Raw genomic sequence first — 17,127 nt, 5'->3', positions numbered from 1 at the left:
GCGGGACGGTGGATCGTGAATCTACGCCTACGTCACCGTAACTTACGAGGCTGGTAGATCACATCAGACAGCGACACACACGGATGCCGAACTGTCGCACGCCCGTCCTAACCTGCACCGCATGACCGATGTCGACGCCGCACGGGCGAAGGGCAAGGACGAGCTGCGCGTGGAGGCGGTGGCACTGCGAGCGACGGGCTGTTCAGTGCCTCAGATCGCCCAGCGGCTGGGGGTGAGCCGCTCGACGGCGTACCTATGGGTCCGACACCTTCCGCTCGAACGCGACGAGGAGGAGGAGCGGGAGCGCCGACGGGCCCACTCGAAGACGATGACCGACGCGCAGTGGGGGGAGCACCGCCGCGCCCGGGACGCCGCGCGCGCCGCCACGGTCGAGGCCACCGCAGCCTGGGTGAAGGGCCTGCGCTACCGCGAGCTGGTGTTGGTGGGAGCGGCGCTCTACTGGGCCGAGGGCACCAAGGCCAAGCCCTGGCGACCGCACGACTGCCGGGTCCGGTTCGTGAACAGCGATGCGGCGTTGATCGGCCTGTTCATACGGTTCGTCGAGGCGTTGGGTGAGCGGCGTGAGGCGCTGCGCTACCGGGTCGCGATCCACGAGTCCGCCGATGTCGAGGAGGCGGTCGGTTGGTGGGCGGCTCAGGTCGGCGTGCCTGCCGAGGCGTTCCAGCCCACGACCTTGAAGCGGCATCGCCCCACCACTGTCCGCCTGAACACCGGCGAAACCTATCGGGGCTGCCTGGCGGTGGAGGTGCCTCGATCGCGGCGGCTGTACTGGAAGATCGAGGGGATCATGAAGGGTATGAGCGATGGTGCCGCGACGGCGGGACGCTAAGGTGTAGGGGTCCGGCTAGCTACGAGCTTTGTCCGTTTTAGGCCGTCCCGGGTCGTCTAATGGCAGGACGTCAGGTTTTGGTCCTGATTATAGGGGTTCGAATCCTCTCCCGGGAGCTTCGCTGATTTGCGGCTGATGTCTGGTTAGCATGGCCGCGAGACTGTCCGCGTTCCGACGGGAGCCACCTCGTGTCCGAGCCCCACCCCCGCACCGTCGTCGTGCTTGCCGCCGGTGAGGGCAAGCGGATGAAGTCCTCGCTGCCCAAGGGGTTGCACCCGCTGCTCGGTCGGACGCTGCTCGGGCACGTGCTGGGCGCGGCCGGGCCGCTGGCGGCGGAGCGGACGTTGGTCGTGGTCGGGCACGGCGCGGATCAGGTCCGCGGCCACCTGGCCGAGATCGCTCCGGAGGCCACCGCCGTGCTCCAGGCCGAGCAGCTCGGCACCGGGCACGCCGTCCGGATCGCCCTGGAGGCCGTTCCGGAGGCCACCGGCACCGTGGTGGTGCTCAACGGCGACGTGCCGTTGCTGCGGCCGGAGACGGTCGCGGAGTTGGTGGCGGCGCACGAGAACGAGGGCTCGGCGGCGACCGTGCTCGCCGCCGGGGTGCCGGATCCGACCGGTCTGGGCCGCATCGTGCGGGACGCGGCCGGCCGCCTGGAGCAGATCGTCGAGGAGCGTGACGCCACCGCCGCCCAACTGGCCGTGCGGGAGATCAACGCGGGCATCTACGCGTTCGACGCGACCCGGCTGCGGGACGTGCTCGGCAAGCTGTCGACCGACAACGACCAGGGCGAGGAGTACCTCACCGACGTCTTCAAGATGCTGGTCTCGGCGGGCGAGCCGGTGGGCGTGCACCTGGCGACCGACCACACCGAGACGCTCGGCTGCAACGACCGGGTGGAGCTGGCGGCGCTGCGTCGACTGCTGCGCGACCGGGTCAACGAGCGGTGGATGCGCGCCGGGGTGAGCCTGCTCGACCCGGAGACGACGTGGATCGACGTGACGGTGGCCCTGGACCGGGACGCGGTGGTGGATCAGAACACCCAGCTGCGCGGCGCTTCGGTGGTCGGCGGCGGCGCGGTGATCGGGCCGGACGTGACGCTCGTCGACACGGTGGTCGGGCCCGGCGCGACGGTGCTGCGCAGCCATGCGGTCGGCGCCGAGATCGGCCCGGGCGCGAGCGTCGGGCCGTACGCGTACCTGCGGCCGGCGGCGCGACTGGCCGAGAAGGCGAAGGTCGGCACGTTCGTCGAGGTGAAGAACTCGGAGATCGGCGTCGGCTCGAAGGTGCCGCACCTGACGTACGTGGGTGACGCGACGATCGGCGAGCAGAGCAACATCGGCGCGGCGTCGGTGTTCGTGAACTACGACGGTGTGGAGAAGCACCGTACGGTGATCGGCAGCCACGCCCGGACCGGTGCGGACAACATGTTCGTCGCGCCGGTGGAGGTGGGTGACGGGGCGTACACGGCGGCCGGTTCGGTGATCATCGAGAACGTCCCGGCGGGTGCGATGGGCGTGGCCCGGGCGCGGCAGCGCAACATCGAGGGCTGGGTGCTCAAGCGGCGCGCCGGCACCGCCGCCGCCGAAGCCGCCGAGCGGGCCGGCCGGACCGCCGAGGGTGCGTCGAATTCCCGGCCGACGGCAAGTGAAGGTGAGGCAATCCACGGCACCGCCGAGTCGGTGGGCGGTGCACCCGGGGCGGGAGATACTGCAACCGACTAGTCCCCGGCCCACCACCACCTCAGGCCGGGTACCACCGACCAAAACGGGAGCAGACGGGCCCATGGGCAGCATCGTCGCCGAAAACCGCAAGAGCCTGATGCTCTTTTCCGGACGTGGATTTCCGGAGCTGGCCAAGGAGATCGGCGAGGTGCTCGGCGTCGCGCCGACGCCGGCCGACGCGTACGAGTTCGCCAACGGCGAGATCTTCGTACGGTTCAAGGACTCGGTGCGTGGATCGGACGCCTTCGTGGTGCAGTCGATCACGCACGGGGTGAACACGTGGGTCATGGAAACCCTGATCATGATCGACGCGCTGAAGCGCGGTTCGGCCAAGCGGATCACGGTCGTCCTGCCGTTCTATCCGTACTCCCGCCAGGACAAGAAGCACCGTGGCCGGGAGCCCATCTCGGCGCGGCTGGTCGCCGACCTGTTGAAGACGGCCGGGGCGAACCGGATCCTCACCGTGGACCTGCACACCGCGCAGATCCAGGGTTTCTTCGACGGCCCGGTGGACCACCTCTTCGCGATGGACATCCTGGCCGAGTACGTGGAGCGCCGGTACGCGGGCCGGCCGATGACCGTGGTCGCGCCGGACTCGGGGCGGGTGCGGGTGGCCGAGCGGTGGACCGACCGGCTGGGTGGCTGCCCGCTGGCGTTCATCCACAAGACCCGCGATCCGTTGAAGCCGAACCAGGTGGTGGCGAACCGGGTGGTCGGTGAGGTCGAGGGTCGGGTCTGCCTGATCGTCGACGACATGATCGACACGGGTGGCACGATCTGCCGGGCGGCGGACATCCTCAAGGAGTCGGGGGCGGCGGACGTGATCGTGGCGTCCACCCACGCGCTGCTCTCCGACCCGGCGACGGAGCGGTTGAAGAACAGCCCGATCAGCGAGGTGGTGGTGACCAACACGCTGCCGCTGCCGCCGGAGAAGCAGCTCGACAAGCTCACCGTGCTGTCCATCGCGCCGCTGCTGGCGCGGGCGATCCGTGAGGTGTTCGACGACGGCTCGGTGACCACCCTCTTCGGCGGGTTGAGCTAAGAGCGACCGGCAATAGGACTCTGGCGGGGCACGGGGACCGCCGGAAACGCGGGAAACCGCTCGGGTAGACTGGTGCGGTTGCCACGGCGAGGGTGCCCTGCGGGCCGCTGAGAAGCGCCGCACGGAGGCACCGTGATCGACGCGGTGCTCCGGGCAGTCTTCTGACGCATGCGCCCCTGCGAGCCCCCCGCCCAGCACCGCCAGACGACAAGCTGCCGCAGCGAAGCATCAGGAGTTTCCCCGTGTCCGAGGTAAAGATCAGCGCCGAGCCCCGCACCGAGTTCGGCAAGGGTGGTGCCCGTCGTACCCGCCGGGCCGGCAAGGTGCCCGCCGTGCTGTACGGCCATGGCGAGAAGCCCAAGCACATCGCGCTGCCGGCCCGCGAGTTCGCGGCCGCGATCCGCAAGGGCGGCGCCAACCAGCTCTTCGCCATCGAGGTCAGCGACGGCACCCAGGCGCTGGCGCTGCCGAAGGCGATTCAGCGCGACCCGATCAAGGACACCTTCGAGCACGTCGACCTGCTGCTGGTGCGTCGCGGCGAGAAGGTCACCGTCGAGGTGCCGGTCCAGCTGACCGGTGAGGCCGCGCGGGACACCCTGATCGTGCACGACCACGACACCCTGTCGGTGACCGCCGACGCGACCAAGGTGCCGGATCACCTGGAGGCGTCGATCGAGGGCGCCGAGGCGGGCGTCCAGGTCACCGCCGGTGACGTGGAGCTGCCCTCCGGCGTCGAGCTGGCCGCCGACCCGGAGCTGCCGGTCGCCACGGTCACCGCCGCGCCGACCGCCGAGCAGTTGGAGGCCACCCTGCCCGAGATCGAGGTGGCCACTGAGGAGGCCGAGGCCGAGGTCGGCGAGGTCACCGAGGGCGCCGAAGGTGCCGAGGGCGCCGAGGCACCGGCCGCCGAGGGCGAGGCCGGCACCGAGGGTCGTACCGAGGCCTGATCGCCTCGCGGGTCAGTTTGCGGCAGGCGTCCCCGGTACTACCGGGGGCGCCTGCCGGCGTATCGGAGGACCGGCAGCGCCGGGTGGTGGTCGACCGCCGGCGGAGCGGGAGGGACGGGCGGTGACGGACGAGACCGGGCCGTGGCTGGTGGTCGGCCTGGGCAACCCGGGCCGGGAGTACGCCGGCAACCGGCACAACGTCGGGTTCATGGTCGTCGACCTGCTGGCCGGACGGCTGGGGGGACGGTTCGGCCGGCACAAGCGGGCGGTGGCGGAGGTCGCCGAGGGGCGGCTCGGCCTGGGCGGGCCGAAGGTGGTGCTGGCGAAGCCGCTGACGTACATGAATCTGTCCGGTGGGCCGGTGGCCGGCCTGGCCCAGTTCTACAAGGTGCCGGCGGGCCGCGTGATCGCGGTGCACGACGAGTTGGACGTCGGCTACGGCCAGCTGCGGGCGAAGTGCGGCGGTGGCGAGGGCGGGCACAACGGCCTGCGGTCGATGTCGCGGTCGTTGGGCACGAAGGACTACGTGCGCGTACGGTTCGGCATCGGCCGGCCACCGGGGCGGCAGGACCCGGCGGACTATGTGCTGTCGGATTTCAGCGCGGTGGAGCGCAAGGAGTTGGACTTTCTGGTGGACCGGGCCGCCGACGTGGTGGAATCCGTGGTCACCCGGGGCGTGGAGCCGACGCAGAACCTCTACCACGGCAGTTGAGGGCGGGCTAGCGACAGCCGGGCCGACCGGTGGCCCGGTAGTGTGCGATTCCGGCGGCCGGGGCGGCGGCCGAGCGGCGTACGCGGATCGTGGCGAGGCGACGGGAGCGGAAGCATGGGCGGTCCACCGATGATCGACGGCGCGTTCGCGCGGTGGCTGGCGGATCGCGCGGGTCAGGCGCTGTTGGGGCTGCGGGCGGAGCTGGGTTTCGCCGATGCCGGTGCGTTGAAGTCGGCGGGCGACAAGGTCTCGCACGACCTGATCCGGACCGAGCTGGCGGCGTGGCGCCCGGGTGACGCGGTGTTCTCCGAGGAGGACGAGGGTTCCCGGCTGGCGTGGGCGGCCGAGGTGAACGCGGCCGCCGTTTCCCGGTTGACCGCCGACCGGGTCTGGATCATCGACCCGTTGGACGGTACGCGGGAGTTCAGCGAGGAGGGGCGTACGGACTGGGCGGTGCACGTGGCGCTCTGGGCTCGCGGCGGGGCCACGCCGCATGGTCTGGTCGCCGGTGCGGTGGGGTTGCCGGCCCAGCACCGGGTGCTGGGTACGGATCATCCGCCGGCCTATCCGCCGATGACGCCGGAGGCGGCGACCGTGGGCGGTGCCCGGCGGCTGCGGCTGGCGGCCAGTCGCAGTCGGCCTCCGGTGTTCCTGACCGACCTCGCTGAGGAGGTCGGGGCGCAGTTGGTGCCCATGGGCTCCGCCGGGGCGAAGATCGCCGCGGTGGTGACCGGTGAGGTGGACGCGTACATCCATGCCGGTGGTCAGTACGAGTGGGACTCGGCGGCGCCGGTGGCTGTGGCGACGGCCACCGGTCTGCACGCTTCCCGGATCGACGGTTCTGCGCTGAAATACAACGAGGCGGATCCGCGTCTGCCGGATCTGCTGGTGTGCCGCAAGGATCTCGCCAGCCGGTTACTTGCAGCGTTGCAGCGGCATTGCGGGTAACCTGGCGCTACTTTCTGACATCCCCGACCGGAAAGGTCTGGAAAGCGGATGAGTGAGCGAATCGAGCCTGTGTCATGACCGCGACGGCGGCATACCAGGTCACTCACCTCGACGCGCTGGAGGCGGAGAGCATCTTCGTGATGCGCGAGGTGGTCGCCGAGATGGAGCGGCCGGTGCTGCTCTTCTCCGGCGGCAAGGACTCGATCGTCATGCTCCGGCTGGCGCAGAAGGCGTTCGCGCCGGCGCACATTCCCTTCCCGGTGATGCACGTCGACACCGGCCACAACTTCCCCGAGGTGCTGGATTACCGCGATCGGCGGGTGGCCGAGCTGAGCCTGCAACTGGTCGTGGCCAGCGTGCCGGAGGCACTGGCCAGTGGCCTGGTCCGGGAGTCGGCCGACGGGATGCGCAACCGGATCCAGACGCCGGTGCTGCTGGAGGCGGTGGAGAAGCACCGCTTCAACGCGCTCTTCGGCGGGGCCCGGCGGGACGAGGAGAAGGCCCGGGCCAAGGAACGGGTGTTCAGCTTCCGCGACGAGTTCGGCCAGTGGGATCCGAAGAATCAGCGGCCCGAGTTGTGGGCGCTCTACAACGGCCGGCACCACCCGGGCGAGTCGATCCGGGCCTTCCCGCTCTCCAACTGGACCGAGCTGGACGTGTGGCACTACATCGCCCGGGAGCGGATCGAGTTGCCGTCGATCTACTACGCGCACGAGCGTGAGGTGATCGAGCGCGACGGGATGCTCTACGCGGTCAACGAGTTCCTGCCGGCGCGCTCCGGTGAGGAGCGGTTCAAGGCCCGGGTGCGGTACCGCACGGTGGGCGACGCCTCCTGCACCGCGGCGGTCCGGTCCGACGCGGACACGGTCGAGAAGGTCATCGAGGAGGTCGCCGCGACCCGGATCACCGAGCGCGGGGCGACCCGGGGTGACGACCGGGTCAGCGAGGCCGCGATGGAGGACCGCAAGCGGGAGGGCTACTTCTGATGACCACCGAGACGCTCGCCTCCGGGGACGCGGCGGAGGCGGTCCAGGCCGGGCCGGCGGCGCGGCGGATGGACCTGTTGCGCTTCGCCACCGCCGGGAGTGTGGACGACGGCAAGTCGACCCTGATCGGCCGGCTGCTCTACGACACGAAGTCGCTGTTCACCGACCAGTTGGCCGCGGTGGAGGCGGTCAGCGCGGCTCGGGGCGACGAGTACACCAACCTGGCGCTGCTCACCGACGGTCTGCGGGCCGAGCGGGAGCAGGGCATCACGATCGACGTGGCGTACCGCTACTTCGCCACGCCTCGGCGCAAGTTCATCATCGCCGACACCCCCGGGCACATCCAGTACACCCGGAACATGGTCACCGGCGCATCCACGGCGGACCTGGCGCTGATCCTGGTGGACGCCCGTAAGGGGCTGGTCGAGCAGTCCCGCCGGCACGCCTTCCTCTGCTCGCTACTGCGGGTGCCGCACCTCGTTCTCTGCGTCAACAAGATGGACCTGGTCGACTACTCGCAGGAGGTCTTCGACCGGATCGCCGACGAGTTCACCGCGTTCGCCGCGAAGCTGGACGCCCCGGATCTGACGGTGGTGCCGATCTCCGCGTTGAAGGGCGACAACATCGTCTCCCGTTCGGAGAACATGCCCTGGTACGAAGGGCCGGCGCTGCTGCACCACCTGGAACGGGTGCACATCGCCAGCGACCGGAACCTGGTCGACGTGCGCTTCCCGGTGCAGTACGTGATCCGTCCGCAGTCGAAGGTGGTCACCGACTACCGGGGTTACGCCGGCCAGGTCGCCTCGGGCGTGCTCAAGCCGGGTGACGAGGTGATGGTGCTGCCCTCGGGCTTCACCAGCCGGATCGCCGCGGTGGAGACCGCCGACGGCCCGATCGCGGAGGCGTTCCCGCCGATGTCGGTGACGGTACGCCTGGAAGACGAGATCGACATCTCGCGGGGCGACATGATCTGCCGGCCGAACAACGCGCCGGCGGTCACCCAGGACATCGAGGCGATGGTCTGCTGGATGGACGAGACCCGCCCGTTGCAGGTCGGCGGCAAGTACTCCATCAAGCACACGACCCGGGTGGCGCGGGCGATCGTCCGGGGCCTGCACTACCGCCTCGACATCAACTCGCTGCACCGGGACGAGGGCGTGGGCGAGTTGCGACTCAACGAGATCGGCCGGGTCCGTCTGCGGACCACGATTCCGCTGCTCGCCGACGAGTACCGCCGCAACCGCACCACCGGCGGTTTCGTCATCATCGACGAGACCACCAACCGCACCGTCGGCGCCGGCATGATCGTCGACACCGCCTGACCTCCCCGCGAGGGTGGGCGCGGGGGTCAGTCCAGGCGGGTGGCGCCGGGGGCGGGGGCGACGGTGGTGTGGGTGGGTGCGGTGAAACCGCGTTCGGCGTACGCCGCCTCCACCGCGCCGGCCACCGCGTCGGCCCGGTCCGCCTCGACCAGGGCGAGTACGCAGCCGCCGAAGCCGCCGCCGGTCATCCGCGCGCCGAGTGCACCGGCATCCAGCGCGGCCTCGACGGCGGTGTCCACCTGGGGCACGGTGATGGCGAAGTCGTCGCGCATGGAGGCGTGCGAGGCGGTGAGCAGCGCTCCGATGTGACGGGTGCGCCCGTCGCGGAGCAGCGCGACGGTGTCCAGCACCCGTTGGTCCTCGGTGACCACGTGGCGGACCCGTCGTCGGATCTCGTCGTCGGGCAGCCGGGCCAGCGCGTCGTCGAGGTCGACGGCGGGCACGTCGCGCAGCGCGGGTACGCCGAGCAGGGCCGCGGCCTTCTCGCAGCTGGCGCGGCGGGCCGCGTACTCGCCGTCGGCGTGCCGGTGCGGCGAGCGGCTGTCGATCACCAGTACCGCGAGGCCGGCGACGCCCAGGTCGAACGGGATGTGCTCGACCCGCTCGGTGCGGCAGTCGAGGAAGAGCGCGTGACCGGCGCGGCAGCGGATCGCCGCCGACTGGTCCATGATCCCGGTGGGCGCGCCGACGTAGTGGTTCTCGGCGCGCTGGGCCAGCCGGGGCCGGTGTTCGGCGGGCAGGTCCAGCCCGCCGAGGTCGACCAGTGCGGTGAGCACGGCCGCCTCCAGCGCGGCGGAGGAGGAGAGCCCGGCGCCGAGCGGCACGTCGGAGGCGACGGCCAGCCGTGCGCCGGGCACCCGGTGGCCGGCGGCGCGCAGCGCCCACACCACCCCGGCGACGTACCCGGCCCAGCCGGTGACCCGGCCGGGGGCGGCCACCTCGTCGGCGCCGAAGGCGACCGTCTCGCCGGTCAGTTCGGAGCAGACCGTCCAGGTGCCGTCCGGGTGCGGCGCGGCGGCGGCGACGGTACGCAGCGGGAGCGCGAACGGCAGCACGAACCCGTCGTTGTAGTCGGTGTGCTCGCCGATCAGGTTGACCCGACCGGGAGCCGCCCAGCGGCCGGCCGGCGTGTCGCCGTACGCCCGCTGGAAGCCGGCGGTGGCGCGGGCGGCGACGTCGGGGTGCGCGGTCATCGGCCGTCCAGCACCCGGGTGCGGTAGAAGGCCCAGGCGTCGCTGACCATGTCGTGCAGGGTCGGCTTGCGCGGCTGCCAACCCAGCTCGGCGCGGGCCAGCGCGGAGGAGGCGACCAGCTCGGCCGGGTCGCCCTCGCGGCGGGGAGCCACCTCGACCGGCACCGGACGCCCGGTGACCTCGCGGACCACCTCGACCACCTGGCGGTTGGTGAAGCCGTTGCCGTTGCCGAGGTTGTAGATGCGGTGCTGGCCGGCGGTCGCCGCGTCGAGGGCGAGCAGGTGGGCGCGGGCCAGGTCGGCGACGTGGATGTAGTCGCGGACGCAGGTGCCGTCGGCGGTGGGATAGTCGTCGCCGAAGAGTTGCAGCTTCTCCCGCCGTTCGGCGGCCACCTCCAGCGCGATCGGGATGAGGTGGGTCTCGGGGTCGTGCCGTTCGCCGAGGGCGATGTCGCCGTCGAGGTAGGCGCCGGCGACGTTGAAGTAGCGCAGTGAGACGGCGGCCAGGCCGTGCCCGATCGCCTCGGAGGTGAGCGCCATGTCGACGGCGAGCTTCGTCGCCCCGTACGTGTTGGTGGGTGCCTTGACGGCGGTCTCCGGGATGGGCAGCTCGGTGGGGTTGCCGTAGACGGCGGCGGTGGAGGAGAAGACCAGCCGGGGTACGCCGGCGGCGCGCACCGCGTCGATCAGCGCCAGCGAGCCGACGGTGTTGTTGTGCCAGTACCGCTCGGGGGCGACCATCGACTCGCCGGCGGCGATCAGCGCGGCGAAGTGCAGCACGCCGTCGAAGCCGGCTCGCGCGGTGAGCACCGTGGCCACGTCGTGGAGGCCGGCCTCGACGTGGGTCGCGTCGGGGGCCAGTGCCGCCCGGTGACCGGTGCGCAGGTCGTCCAGGACGACCACCTCGTGCCCGGCGTCGAGCAGCATCCGGGTCACCACGCTGCCGATGAAACCGGCGCCGCCGGTGACGAGCAGTTTCACGTCGATCCTCCCACCTGGCCGGCCCAGGTCGCGGCCCTCGTGGTGGTCACCCTACGGTGGCCGGTTCTGCCCACGCGCTCCGACAGGCGGGATCATTCCATCACGAACACCCACTTATGAACAGAGTCAAACACGGCGGGGCGGGATATCGCTGGCTACCATCACCTGCATGCGGGCCCCGCCTCGGCGCGTACCCCGGCGGCGTGGCCACGATGGGCCCCGCCGCCAACCCGGGCCGCTGGCCCGCGCGGTCGCCCGGATCGTGGTCCGGGCCGCCGACGGCGCCCTGCGGCTCGTCACCGACCTGCTCGGCGCCGGCCCGGCCGCCGGCCGGGAGCGGATCAGCGAGGCGGAGCTGAGGGACCTGGTCGCCGCCAACACCGTCCTCGACCCGGTGGGGCGCCGCATCATCGACGACGTGCTGGTGGCCGGCGCCAGCCTGGTCCGCGAGGTGATGGTGCCCCGTACGGAGGTGGTCTTCCTGTCCGCCGCCCTGGCCATCGCCGAGGCGGAACCGTTGGTCCGGGCCGGTCCGCACACCCGCTATCCGGTGGTCGACGGCACCCACGACGACGTGGTCGGCGTCGTGCACCTGCGCGACCTGCTGCTCGGCCCGGACCGGGCGGCGGGCACCACCGTCGGCCAGCTGGCCCGCGAGGTGAAGCGCCTGCCGGCCAGCAAGCGGGTGCTCGCCGCGCTGACCGAGATGCGGCGGGAGGGGCATCACCTGGCCGTGGTGATCGACGAGTACGGCGGCACCGCCGGCATCGTGACCTGCGAGGACCTCGTCGAGGAGCTGGTCGGGGAGATCCACGACGAGTACGCGGACACACCCGAGCCAGGGTACGGCGGGCTACCGGCCGTGGTGGACGGTCGGCTCAACCTCGCCGACTTCGCCGAACGCACCGGCGTGCCGCTGCCGGCCGGGCCGTACGAGACGGTCGGCGGGTTCGTGATGGCCGCGCTGGGACGGCTGCCCGCGCCGGGCGACGAGATACCGGTGTCCGCCGACCCGTCCGGGCTGCCGGGTGGCGGCTGGCTGCTGCGAGTGCTGACGCTGGAGGGTCGGCGGGTGGCCCGGCTCGCGGTCACCGCCGCCCGCCTGCCCGAACAACGACGCGGGGTGGTCACCGCCGCCGACCGGGCCCGACCCGCCGGCCCGTCATGACGTACGCCATGGGTTGCTGACAGAATTGCCGGCATGTCCGACGTTCCGGTCCGCCCCCGCGTCTTCTCCGGCATCCAGCCGACGGCCGACTCCTTCCACCTCGGCAACTACCTCGGCGCGGTGCGGCACTGGGTGGCGTTGCAGGAGTCGCACGACGCGTTCTACTGCGTGGTCGACCTGCACGCCATCACCGCGGGGCATGATCCGAAGGTGCTGCACCAGCGCTCCCGGGTGGCCGCGGCGCAGCTGCTCGCGGTCGGGCTGGATCCGGAACGCTGCACCCTGTTCGTGCAGTCCCAGGTGCCCGAGCACGCGCAGCTCGCCTGGGTGCTGGGCTGCCTCACCGGCTTCGGCGAGGCCAGCCGGATGACCCAGTTCAAGGACAAGTCGCAGCGGCAGGGCAACGAGCGGGCCAGCGTCGGGCTCTTCACCTACCCGATCCTGCAGGCCGCCGACATCCTGCTCTACCAGGCCAACGCCGTGCCGGTCGGCGAGGACCAGCGCCAGCACCTGGAACTCTCCCGCGATCTGGCGCAGCGGTTCAACTCGCTGTTCGGCACGACCTTCACCGTCCCCGCGCCGCACATCGTCAAGGCCACCGCGAAGATCACCGATCTGCAGGACCCGACCGCCAAGATGTCGAAGTCGTCCTCGTCGCCGGCGGGCATCGTCGATCTGCTCGAAGACCCGGCCCGCTCGGCCAAGAAGATCCGTTCGGCGGTGACCGACACCGGCCGGGAGATCGTCTTCGACGAGCAGACCAAACCCGGGATCTCCAACCTGCTCACCATCTTCTCGGCCCTGAGCGGGCGGGGCATCGACGACCTGGTCGCCGCCTACGACGGCAGGGGCTACGGCGACCTGAAGAAGGACCTCGCCGAGGTGGTCCGGGAGTTCGTCAGCCCGATCCAGCAGCGCACTCGTTCGTACCTCGACGATCCCGCCCAGCTGGACAAGCTCCTCGCCGGTGGTGCGGAGAAGGCCCGCGCGGTGGCGGCGCCGACGCTGCGTGCCGCGTACGAGCGGGTGGGTTTCTTCCCGCCGGTACGCGGCGAGTGACCGTCCGCGCGAGGGCGGCGGTGCGGGCAGGGGTCGATGGCCGGAGGGGTGGCGCGGAGCGTGGAGCAGGGGAACGGAGCGCCGACGACCGATGCCCTCCAGATCGGCATCGCGGTGGACGTCCCGGAGCCGTGGGGCGGCATGCTGACCCGACGCCGGCTGGAGGCCGGTGACCCGAACACGGTGCGGGCGCACGTCACCCTGCTGGGCCCGACCGAGATCCCGGTGGCCGCGCTGCCGGCCGTGGAGCGGCACCTCGCCCGGGTCGCCGCCGCCCACCTGCCGTTCACGCTGCACCTGCGCGGCACCGGCACGTTCCGGCCGGTGACCCAGGTCGTCTTCGTCGCGGTGGCCGCCGGGATCAGCGAGTGTGAGCTGCTGGCCGCCGCGATCAACGCTGCCCCCCAACTCCGTCGGGAACTGCGGTTCCCCTACCACCCCCACGTGACGGTGGCCCAGGACGTCGCACCGGAGGCGCTCGACAAGGCGTACGAGGATCTGGCCGACTTCTCGGCGATCTTCGAGGTGGATCACTTCACCCTCTTCTCGCACAGCGGGCAGACGCGGTGGCAGCCGCGCCGGGACTTCCGGCTGGGCGGCTGATCGCCCGGCCCGCCGGGTAGCCGGGCGCGGCCACGAGGGATCGGCCGGCCGGGTACCCGGGCGCGGCCACAAGGGATCGGCGAGGATGACGACGTGAACCTTCTGGGTCGGGTCGAGGCGGCCATCGACCGCCGGCTGGCCGCCGCGCGTCGTCGTTCCCCGGCCTTCGGTCACCTGTGGCGCGCCGGAGTGCTCTACACCGACCTGCAGGGCGGTCGGCTGGCCGCGGCGATCGCCTACTACGGGTTCTTCGCGGTCTTCGCGCTGGCCCTGGTCGGGTACGCGATCTTCGGCGCGATCCTGGAGGACAACGACGAGGTACGCGCGGGAGCGGAGGAGTTCCTCGGCGAGAACCTGCCGTTCCTCGACCCGGCGCAGGTCGCCGACAGTAGCGGCACCGCCGGTCTGATCGGCCTGCTCATCCTGGTCCTGACCGGGATCGGCTGGGTGGAGGCCATCCGCTCCTCGCAGCGGCTGATCCACGGCCTCGACCAGCACCCCGGCAACCTGCTCGTCCGCCGGCTGGTCGATCTCGGGGTGCTGGTCGTCGTCTTCGTGCTCCTCGGCGTCTCGGTGGCGGCGGTGGACGCGCTGGAGTCGCTGCTGCGGTTCCTGCTGCGCAGCACCGGCTCGTTCGCGCTGACCACGGTCAGTGCCCTGCTCAGCGTGCTGGTCAACGCGGTACTGGCCACGCTGCTGCTGGTCGCGGTGCCCCGGTTGCGGATGAGTCGGGCCCGCCTGCGTCCGGTGGTGCTGCTCGTCGCGGTCGGCATCACCCTGCTCAACACCGTCGGCCGGTTCTGGGTGGGGCGGGTCGAGCACAACCCGGCGTACACGGTGGTGGCCACCGCCGTCGGCCTGCTGGTCTACCTCTACCTGCTCAACCAACTGGTGCTCTTCGGCGCCGCCCTGGCCGCGACCAGCCGGCGGGGGCGGGTGGCGGACCTGGCGGGCGGCGATCGGCCCACCGACCTCGACGTGGAAACCGAGCCCGGCACCCCCGGCGGGGGTGGCTAGGTCGTCACCCCGAGATCCTGGTACGAAACGGCCCCGACGTACCAAGATCTGTTCGGCGGTGCCGAGCGATCGGCGGCGTGGCCACGATCGGATTGGATCGGGAGAACCGCCTCGGGGCGGCTCCGGGCAGCGACGATGATGACCCCGTGGGGGCACTCGTGACCTTGGACCTGCCGGACGACTCGCCGATGCTGGACCTGCCGTGGATCATCACGTTCGGTCCGCTCAGCGACGCCGACGAGTGGGAGCCGGTGGTCTGCGGCCCGTACGAGCGAGCGCACGCGCTGGCACTGGCCGAGGCGGTGGTCGCCGAGGAGCGGCTGATGGCGGTGGTCGAGCCGGTCGTGCCGGCGGTGTCGGTGGAGCAGATCCGTGGCGAGATCGCTGCCGCGCAACTCGCCGCGCAGGACGAGGTGGCCCGGGTGGACCAGGCCGACCTGTACGGCGACTACGAGGACACCATCGACGAGGAGGAACTGGAGGCGGCCGAGCACGACCGCGAGACCGGTCCCCTGCCCGCGCCGGACGTGGCCGAGGTGCGCGCCGGCTTCGCCCGGATCGCGGCCCGGCTGACCCGCTGACCAGCGGGCGCGCGGGGGTCAGGCCGGCGAGTACCCCGTGCGGTCGTCGTGGACACCGGCCGATTCCACGGCGCCGGTGCCCGGAGGATCGCCCCGGGCACCGGTCACCGTCGCACCCCCCACCACAAGGGGTCGCCAAAGGCCCCGGCCGCCGCGCGGAGCCGGAGCCCCAGCCGCCCGGCGGCGCGGAGCACGCCGGACGGCCAGGTTGATGACGGGCTTACCCGTTCAGCACCGCTCGAACCAGACGGCCGCGTCGACCGGGAGCAGGTGCCCGCCGTCCTGCTCGGTGAGCGCCGCGCTGGCCACGAGCGGGGTGCCGTACCCGTCGACGAGGACCGGTGCGTCGCCGGTGTTCACCACGCAGGTCAGCACGGTGTCGCCCGCCTCGCGCTGGAAGGCGAGCACCCCGGGGTCGGTCTCCCGCCAGGTGATGCCGCCGGTGCCGGCCAGCGCCGGGTGTGCGCGGCGGATCCGCAGCGCCGCGCGGTACAGCTCCAGCGTGGAGTCGGGCGCGCCGGTCTGGGCGGCCACCGAGAGGGCACGCCAGGTGGCCGGGGCCGGCAGCCAGCTCAGTTCGCTGCCGGCGGGCCCGAAGCCGTACGGGGCCAGTTCGCCGCTCCACGGGATCGGCACCCGGCAGCCGTCCCGGCTCTCGCCGGTGCGCAGGAAGGCCGGGTCCTGACGCAGCTCGTCGGGCAGGTCGAGCACCTCGGGCAGGCCCAGTTCCTCGCCCTGGTAGAGGTAGGCGCAACCGGGCAGGGCCAGCATCAGCAGTGCGGCGGCGCGGGCCCGGCGCAGCCCGAGCTCGCCGTCGCCGTAGCGGGTGACGTGCCGCTGCCGGTCATGGTTGGAGAGCACCCAGGTGGTCGGGGCGCCGACGATGGTCGACTCGGCCAGCGCGGTGTCGATCACCTTCCGGAACGAGTCCGCCGACCAGGTGGCGTCGAGGAAGTCGAAGCTGAACGCCTGGTGCAGCTCGTCCGGGCCGATGTAGCGGGCCAGCCGCTGCGGGGTCTCGGCCCAGGCCTCGGCCACCGCCATCCGGCCGCCGGGATAGCTGTCCAGGATGGGCCGCCAGGCGCGGTAGATGTCGTGCACCTCGTCCTGGTCGAAGTAGGGCAGCCGGCCCTTGCCGAGCAGCTCCGACTGGCGCCGGCCGGTGGTCATCGAGCTGAAGCCGACGTCCGGCAGCCCGTCGGCCTTGATCATGCCGTGGGCCACGTCGATGCGGAACCCGTCGACGCCACGGTCCAGCCAGAAGCGGAGGATGTCCTCGAACTCGGCGCGTACCCCGGGGTGGCGCCAGTTCAGGTCGGGCTGGGCCGGGTCGAACAGGTGCAGGTACCACTGCCCGTCGGAGACCCGGGTCCAGGCCGGCCCGCCGAAGATGCTCTCCCAGTCGTTGGGCGGCTGCTCGCCGTCCGCGCCCTTGCCGTCGGCGAAGAGGTAGCGCGCCCGCTCGGCGGAGCCGGGGACGGCGGCCAGCGCCGCGGTGAACCAGGGGTGCCGGTCGGAGGTGTGGTTCGGCACGATGTCGACGATGATCCGCAGGCCGAGCGCGTGGGCATCGGTGATCATCGTCTCGAAGTCACCGAGGGTGCCGAACATCGGGTCGACGTCCCGGTAGTCGGCGACGTCGTAGCCGCCGTCGACCATCGGCGAGGCGTAGAACGGGGTGAGCCAGAGCGCGTCGACCCCCAGATCGCGCAGGTAGGGCAGGCGCTCCCGGATACCGCGCAGGTCACCGATGCCGTCGCCGTCGGAGTCGGCGAAGCTGCGGACGTAGACCTGGTAGACGACGGCGGATCGCCACCAGTCGGCGTCGGAGGTCAGCGGCGAGGGGGTGCTGACGGTCATCGGGTGGTTCCCCGTTCTGTGGCGCGGGACGGCGGCACCCGGCGCTGGCGAGGTGGGGGACGCGCGGGTGTCTGAGAAGAATGCCGGGCTGGCGCTGCAAGAGTCAAGCACTTCTTGCGCAAGAACGGTCGGCTG

At 71.8% G+C, this 17,127-nt stretch carries 16 protein-coding genes and 1 tRNA gene; 14 read left to right on the top strand and 3 right to left on the bottom strand.

What is annotated here, in order from left to right:
* Positions 1 to 121 precede the first annotated feature (121 nt).
* The 9 genes from O7615_RS05880 to cysN all read left to right on the top strand — a co-directional run bounded on the left by O7615_RS05880 (position 122) and on the right by cysN (position 8,531).
* Positions 122 to 850 (top strand): helix-turn-helix domain-containing protein, encoded by a 729-nt coding sequence (locus tag O7615_RS05880; RefSeq protein ID WP_278176284.1) that lies wholly within the window; start codon positions 122 to 124, stop codon positions 848 to 850.
* A 45-nt stretch (positions 851 to 895) separates the two neighbouring features.
* A tRNA-Gln gene (locus O7615_RS05875) sits at positions 896 to 966 on the top strand.
* 72 nt (positions 967 to 1,038) lie between these two features.
* A complete protein-coding gene (gene glmU, locus O7615_RS05870) occupies positions 1,039 to 2,574 on the top strand; it encodes a bifunctional UDP-N-acetylglucosamine diphosphorylase/glucosamine-1-phosphate N-acetyltransferase GlmU (protein ID WP_347405071.1) in 1,536 nt (511 codons plus the stop codon).
* 61 nt (positions 2,575 to 2,635) lie between these two features.
* Positions 2,636 to 3,616 carry a ribose-phosphate diphosphokinase gene (locus tag O7615_RS05865; RefSeq protein WP_278176283.1) on the top strand — a complete coding sequence of 327 codons (981 nt, stop codon included), beginning with the start codon at positions 2,636 to 2,638 and terminating at the stop codon, positions 3,614 to 3,616.
* A 242-nt stretch (positions 3,617 to 3,858) separates the two neighbouring features.
* Entirely contained in the window at positions 3,859 to 4,563 is a 705-nt protein-coding gene (locus O7615_RS05860; protein ID WP_278176282.1) for a 50S ribosomal protein L25/general stress protein Ctc, read from the top strand.
* 121 nt (positions 4,564 to 4,684) lie between these two features.
* Positions 4,685 to 5,275, top strand: a complete 591-nt coding sequence (pth, locus tag O7615_RS05855) for an aminoacyl-tRNA hydrolase (RefSeq protein WP_278176281.1) — start codon at positions 4,685 to 4,687, stop codon at positions 5,273 to 5,275.
* Between the two features lie 114 nt (positions 5,276 to 5,389).
* A complete protein-coding gene (locus O7615_RS05850) occupies positions 5,390 to 6,223 on the top strand; it encodes an inositol monophosphatase family protein (RefSeq protein ID WP_278176280.1) in 834 nt (277 codons plus the stop codon).
* 74 nt (positions 6,224 to 6,297) lie between these two features.
* Entirely contained in the window at positions 6,298 to 7,209 is a 912-nt protein-coding gene (gene cysD, locus O7615_RS05845; protein WP_278176279.1) for a sulfate adenylyltransferase subunit CysD, read from the top strand.
* Positions 7,209 to 8,531, top strand: coding sequence for a sulfate adenylyltransferase subunit CysN (gene cysN, locus O7615_RS05840; protein ID WP_278176278.1), 1,323 nt, complete (start codon positions 7,209 to 7,211; stop codon positions 8,529 to 8,531). The genes cysD and cysN overlap by 1 nt, the downstream gene beginning before the upstream one ends.
* A gap of 26 nt (positions 8,532 to 8,557) precedes the next feature.
* On the opposite strand, the gene galK is transcribed toward cysN, so the two are convergent.
* Positions 8,558 to 9,724, bottom strand: a complete 1,167-nt coding sequence (gene galK / locus O7615_RS05835) for a galactokinase (RefSeq protein ID WP_278176277.1) — start codon at positions 9,722 to 9,724, stop codon at positions 8,558 to 8,560.
* The gene (gene galE / locus O7615_RS05830; protein WP_278176276.1) at positions 9,721 to 10,704 is read right to left on the bottom strand and encodes a UDP-glucose 4-epimerase GalE; all 984 of its coding nucleotides are present in this window, start codon (positions 10,702 to 10,704) and stop codon (positions 9,721 to 9,723) included. Before galE ends, galK begins: the two co-directional genes overlap by 4 nt.
* Before the next feature lie 169 nt (positions 10,705 to 10,873).
* Here galE and O7615_RS05825 point away from each other — a divergent pair, with 169 nt between their 5' ends.
* The 5 genes from O7615_RS05825 to O7615_RS05805 all read left to right on the top strand — a co-directional run bounded on the left by O7615_RS05825 (position 10,874) and on the right by O7615_RS05805 (position 15,132).
* Complete coding sequence (locus O7615_RS05825; RefSeq protein ID WP_278176275.1) at positions 10,874 to 11,872, top strand: hemolysin family protein; 999 nt, start codon at positions 10,874 to 10,876, stop codon at positions 11,870 to 11,872.
* Between the two features lie 33 nt (positions 11,873 to 11,905).
* Positions 11,906 to 12,931, top strand: a complete 1,026-nt coding sequence (gene trpS, locus O7615_RS05820) for a tryptophan--tRNA ligase (protein ID WP_278176274.1) — start codon at positions 11,906 to 11,908, stop codon at positions 12,929 to 12,931.
* 36 nt (positions 12,932 to 12,967) lie between these two features.
* Positions 12,968 to 13,534: a 2'-5' RNA ligase family protein gene (locus O7615_RS05815; RefSeq protein ID WP_278176273.1), complete on the top strand. Its 567-nt coding sequence runs from the start codon at positions 12,968 to 12,970 to the stop codon at positions 13,532 to 13,534.
* 93 nt (positions 13,535 to 13,627) lie between these two features.
* Positions 13,628 to 14,551 (top strand): YhjD/YihY/BrkB family envelope integrity protein, encoded by a 924-nt coding sequence (locus tag O7615_RS05810; RefSeq protein WP_278176272.1) that lies wholly within the window; start codon positions 13,628 to 13,630, stop codon positions 14,549 to 14,551.
* A 146-nt stretch (positions 14,552 to 14,697) separates the two neighbouring features.
* Positions 14,698 to 15,132, top strand: a complete 435-nt coding sequence (locus O7615_RS05805; protein WP_278176270.1) for a hypothetical protein — start codon at positions 14,698 to 14,700, stop codon at positions 15,130 to 15,132.
* A 228-nt stretch (positions 15,133 to 15,360) separates the two neighbouring features.
* On the opposite strand, the gene O7615_RS05800 is transcribed toward O7615_RS05805, so the two are convergent.
* Positions 15,361 to 16,992: a glycoside hydrolase family 13 protein gene (locus tag O7615_RS05800; RefSeq protein ID WP_278176269.1), complete on the bottom strand. Its 1,632-nt coding sequence runs from the start codon at positions 16,990 to 16,992 to the stop codon at positions 15,361 to 15,363.
* Positions 16,993 to 17,127: the final 135 nt, after the last annotated feature.

The sequence above is a fragment of the Micromonospora sp. WMMD1082 genome (assembly GCF_029626175.1).
In the GTDB taxonomy this organism is placed as follows: domain Bacteria; phylum Actinomycetota; class Actinomycetes; order Mycobacteriales; family Micromonosporaceae; genus Micromonospora.
This window is presented reverse-complemented; position numbering and strand designations above follow the sequence as displayed.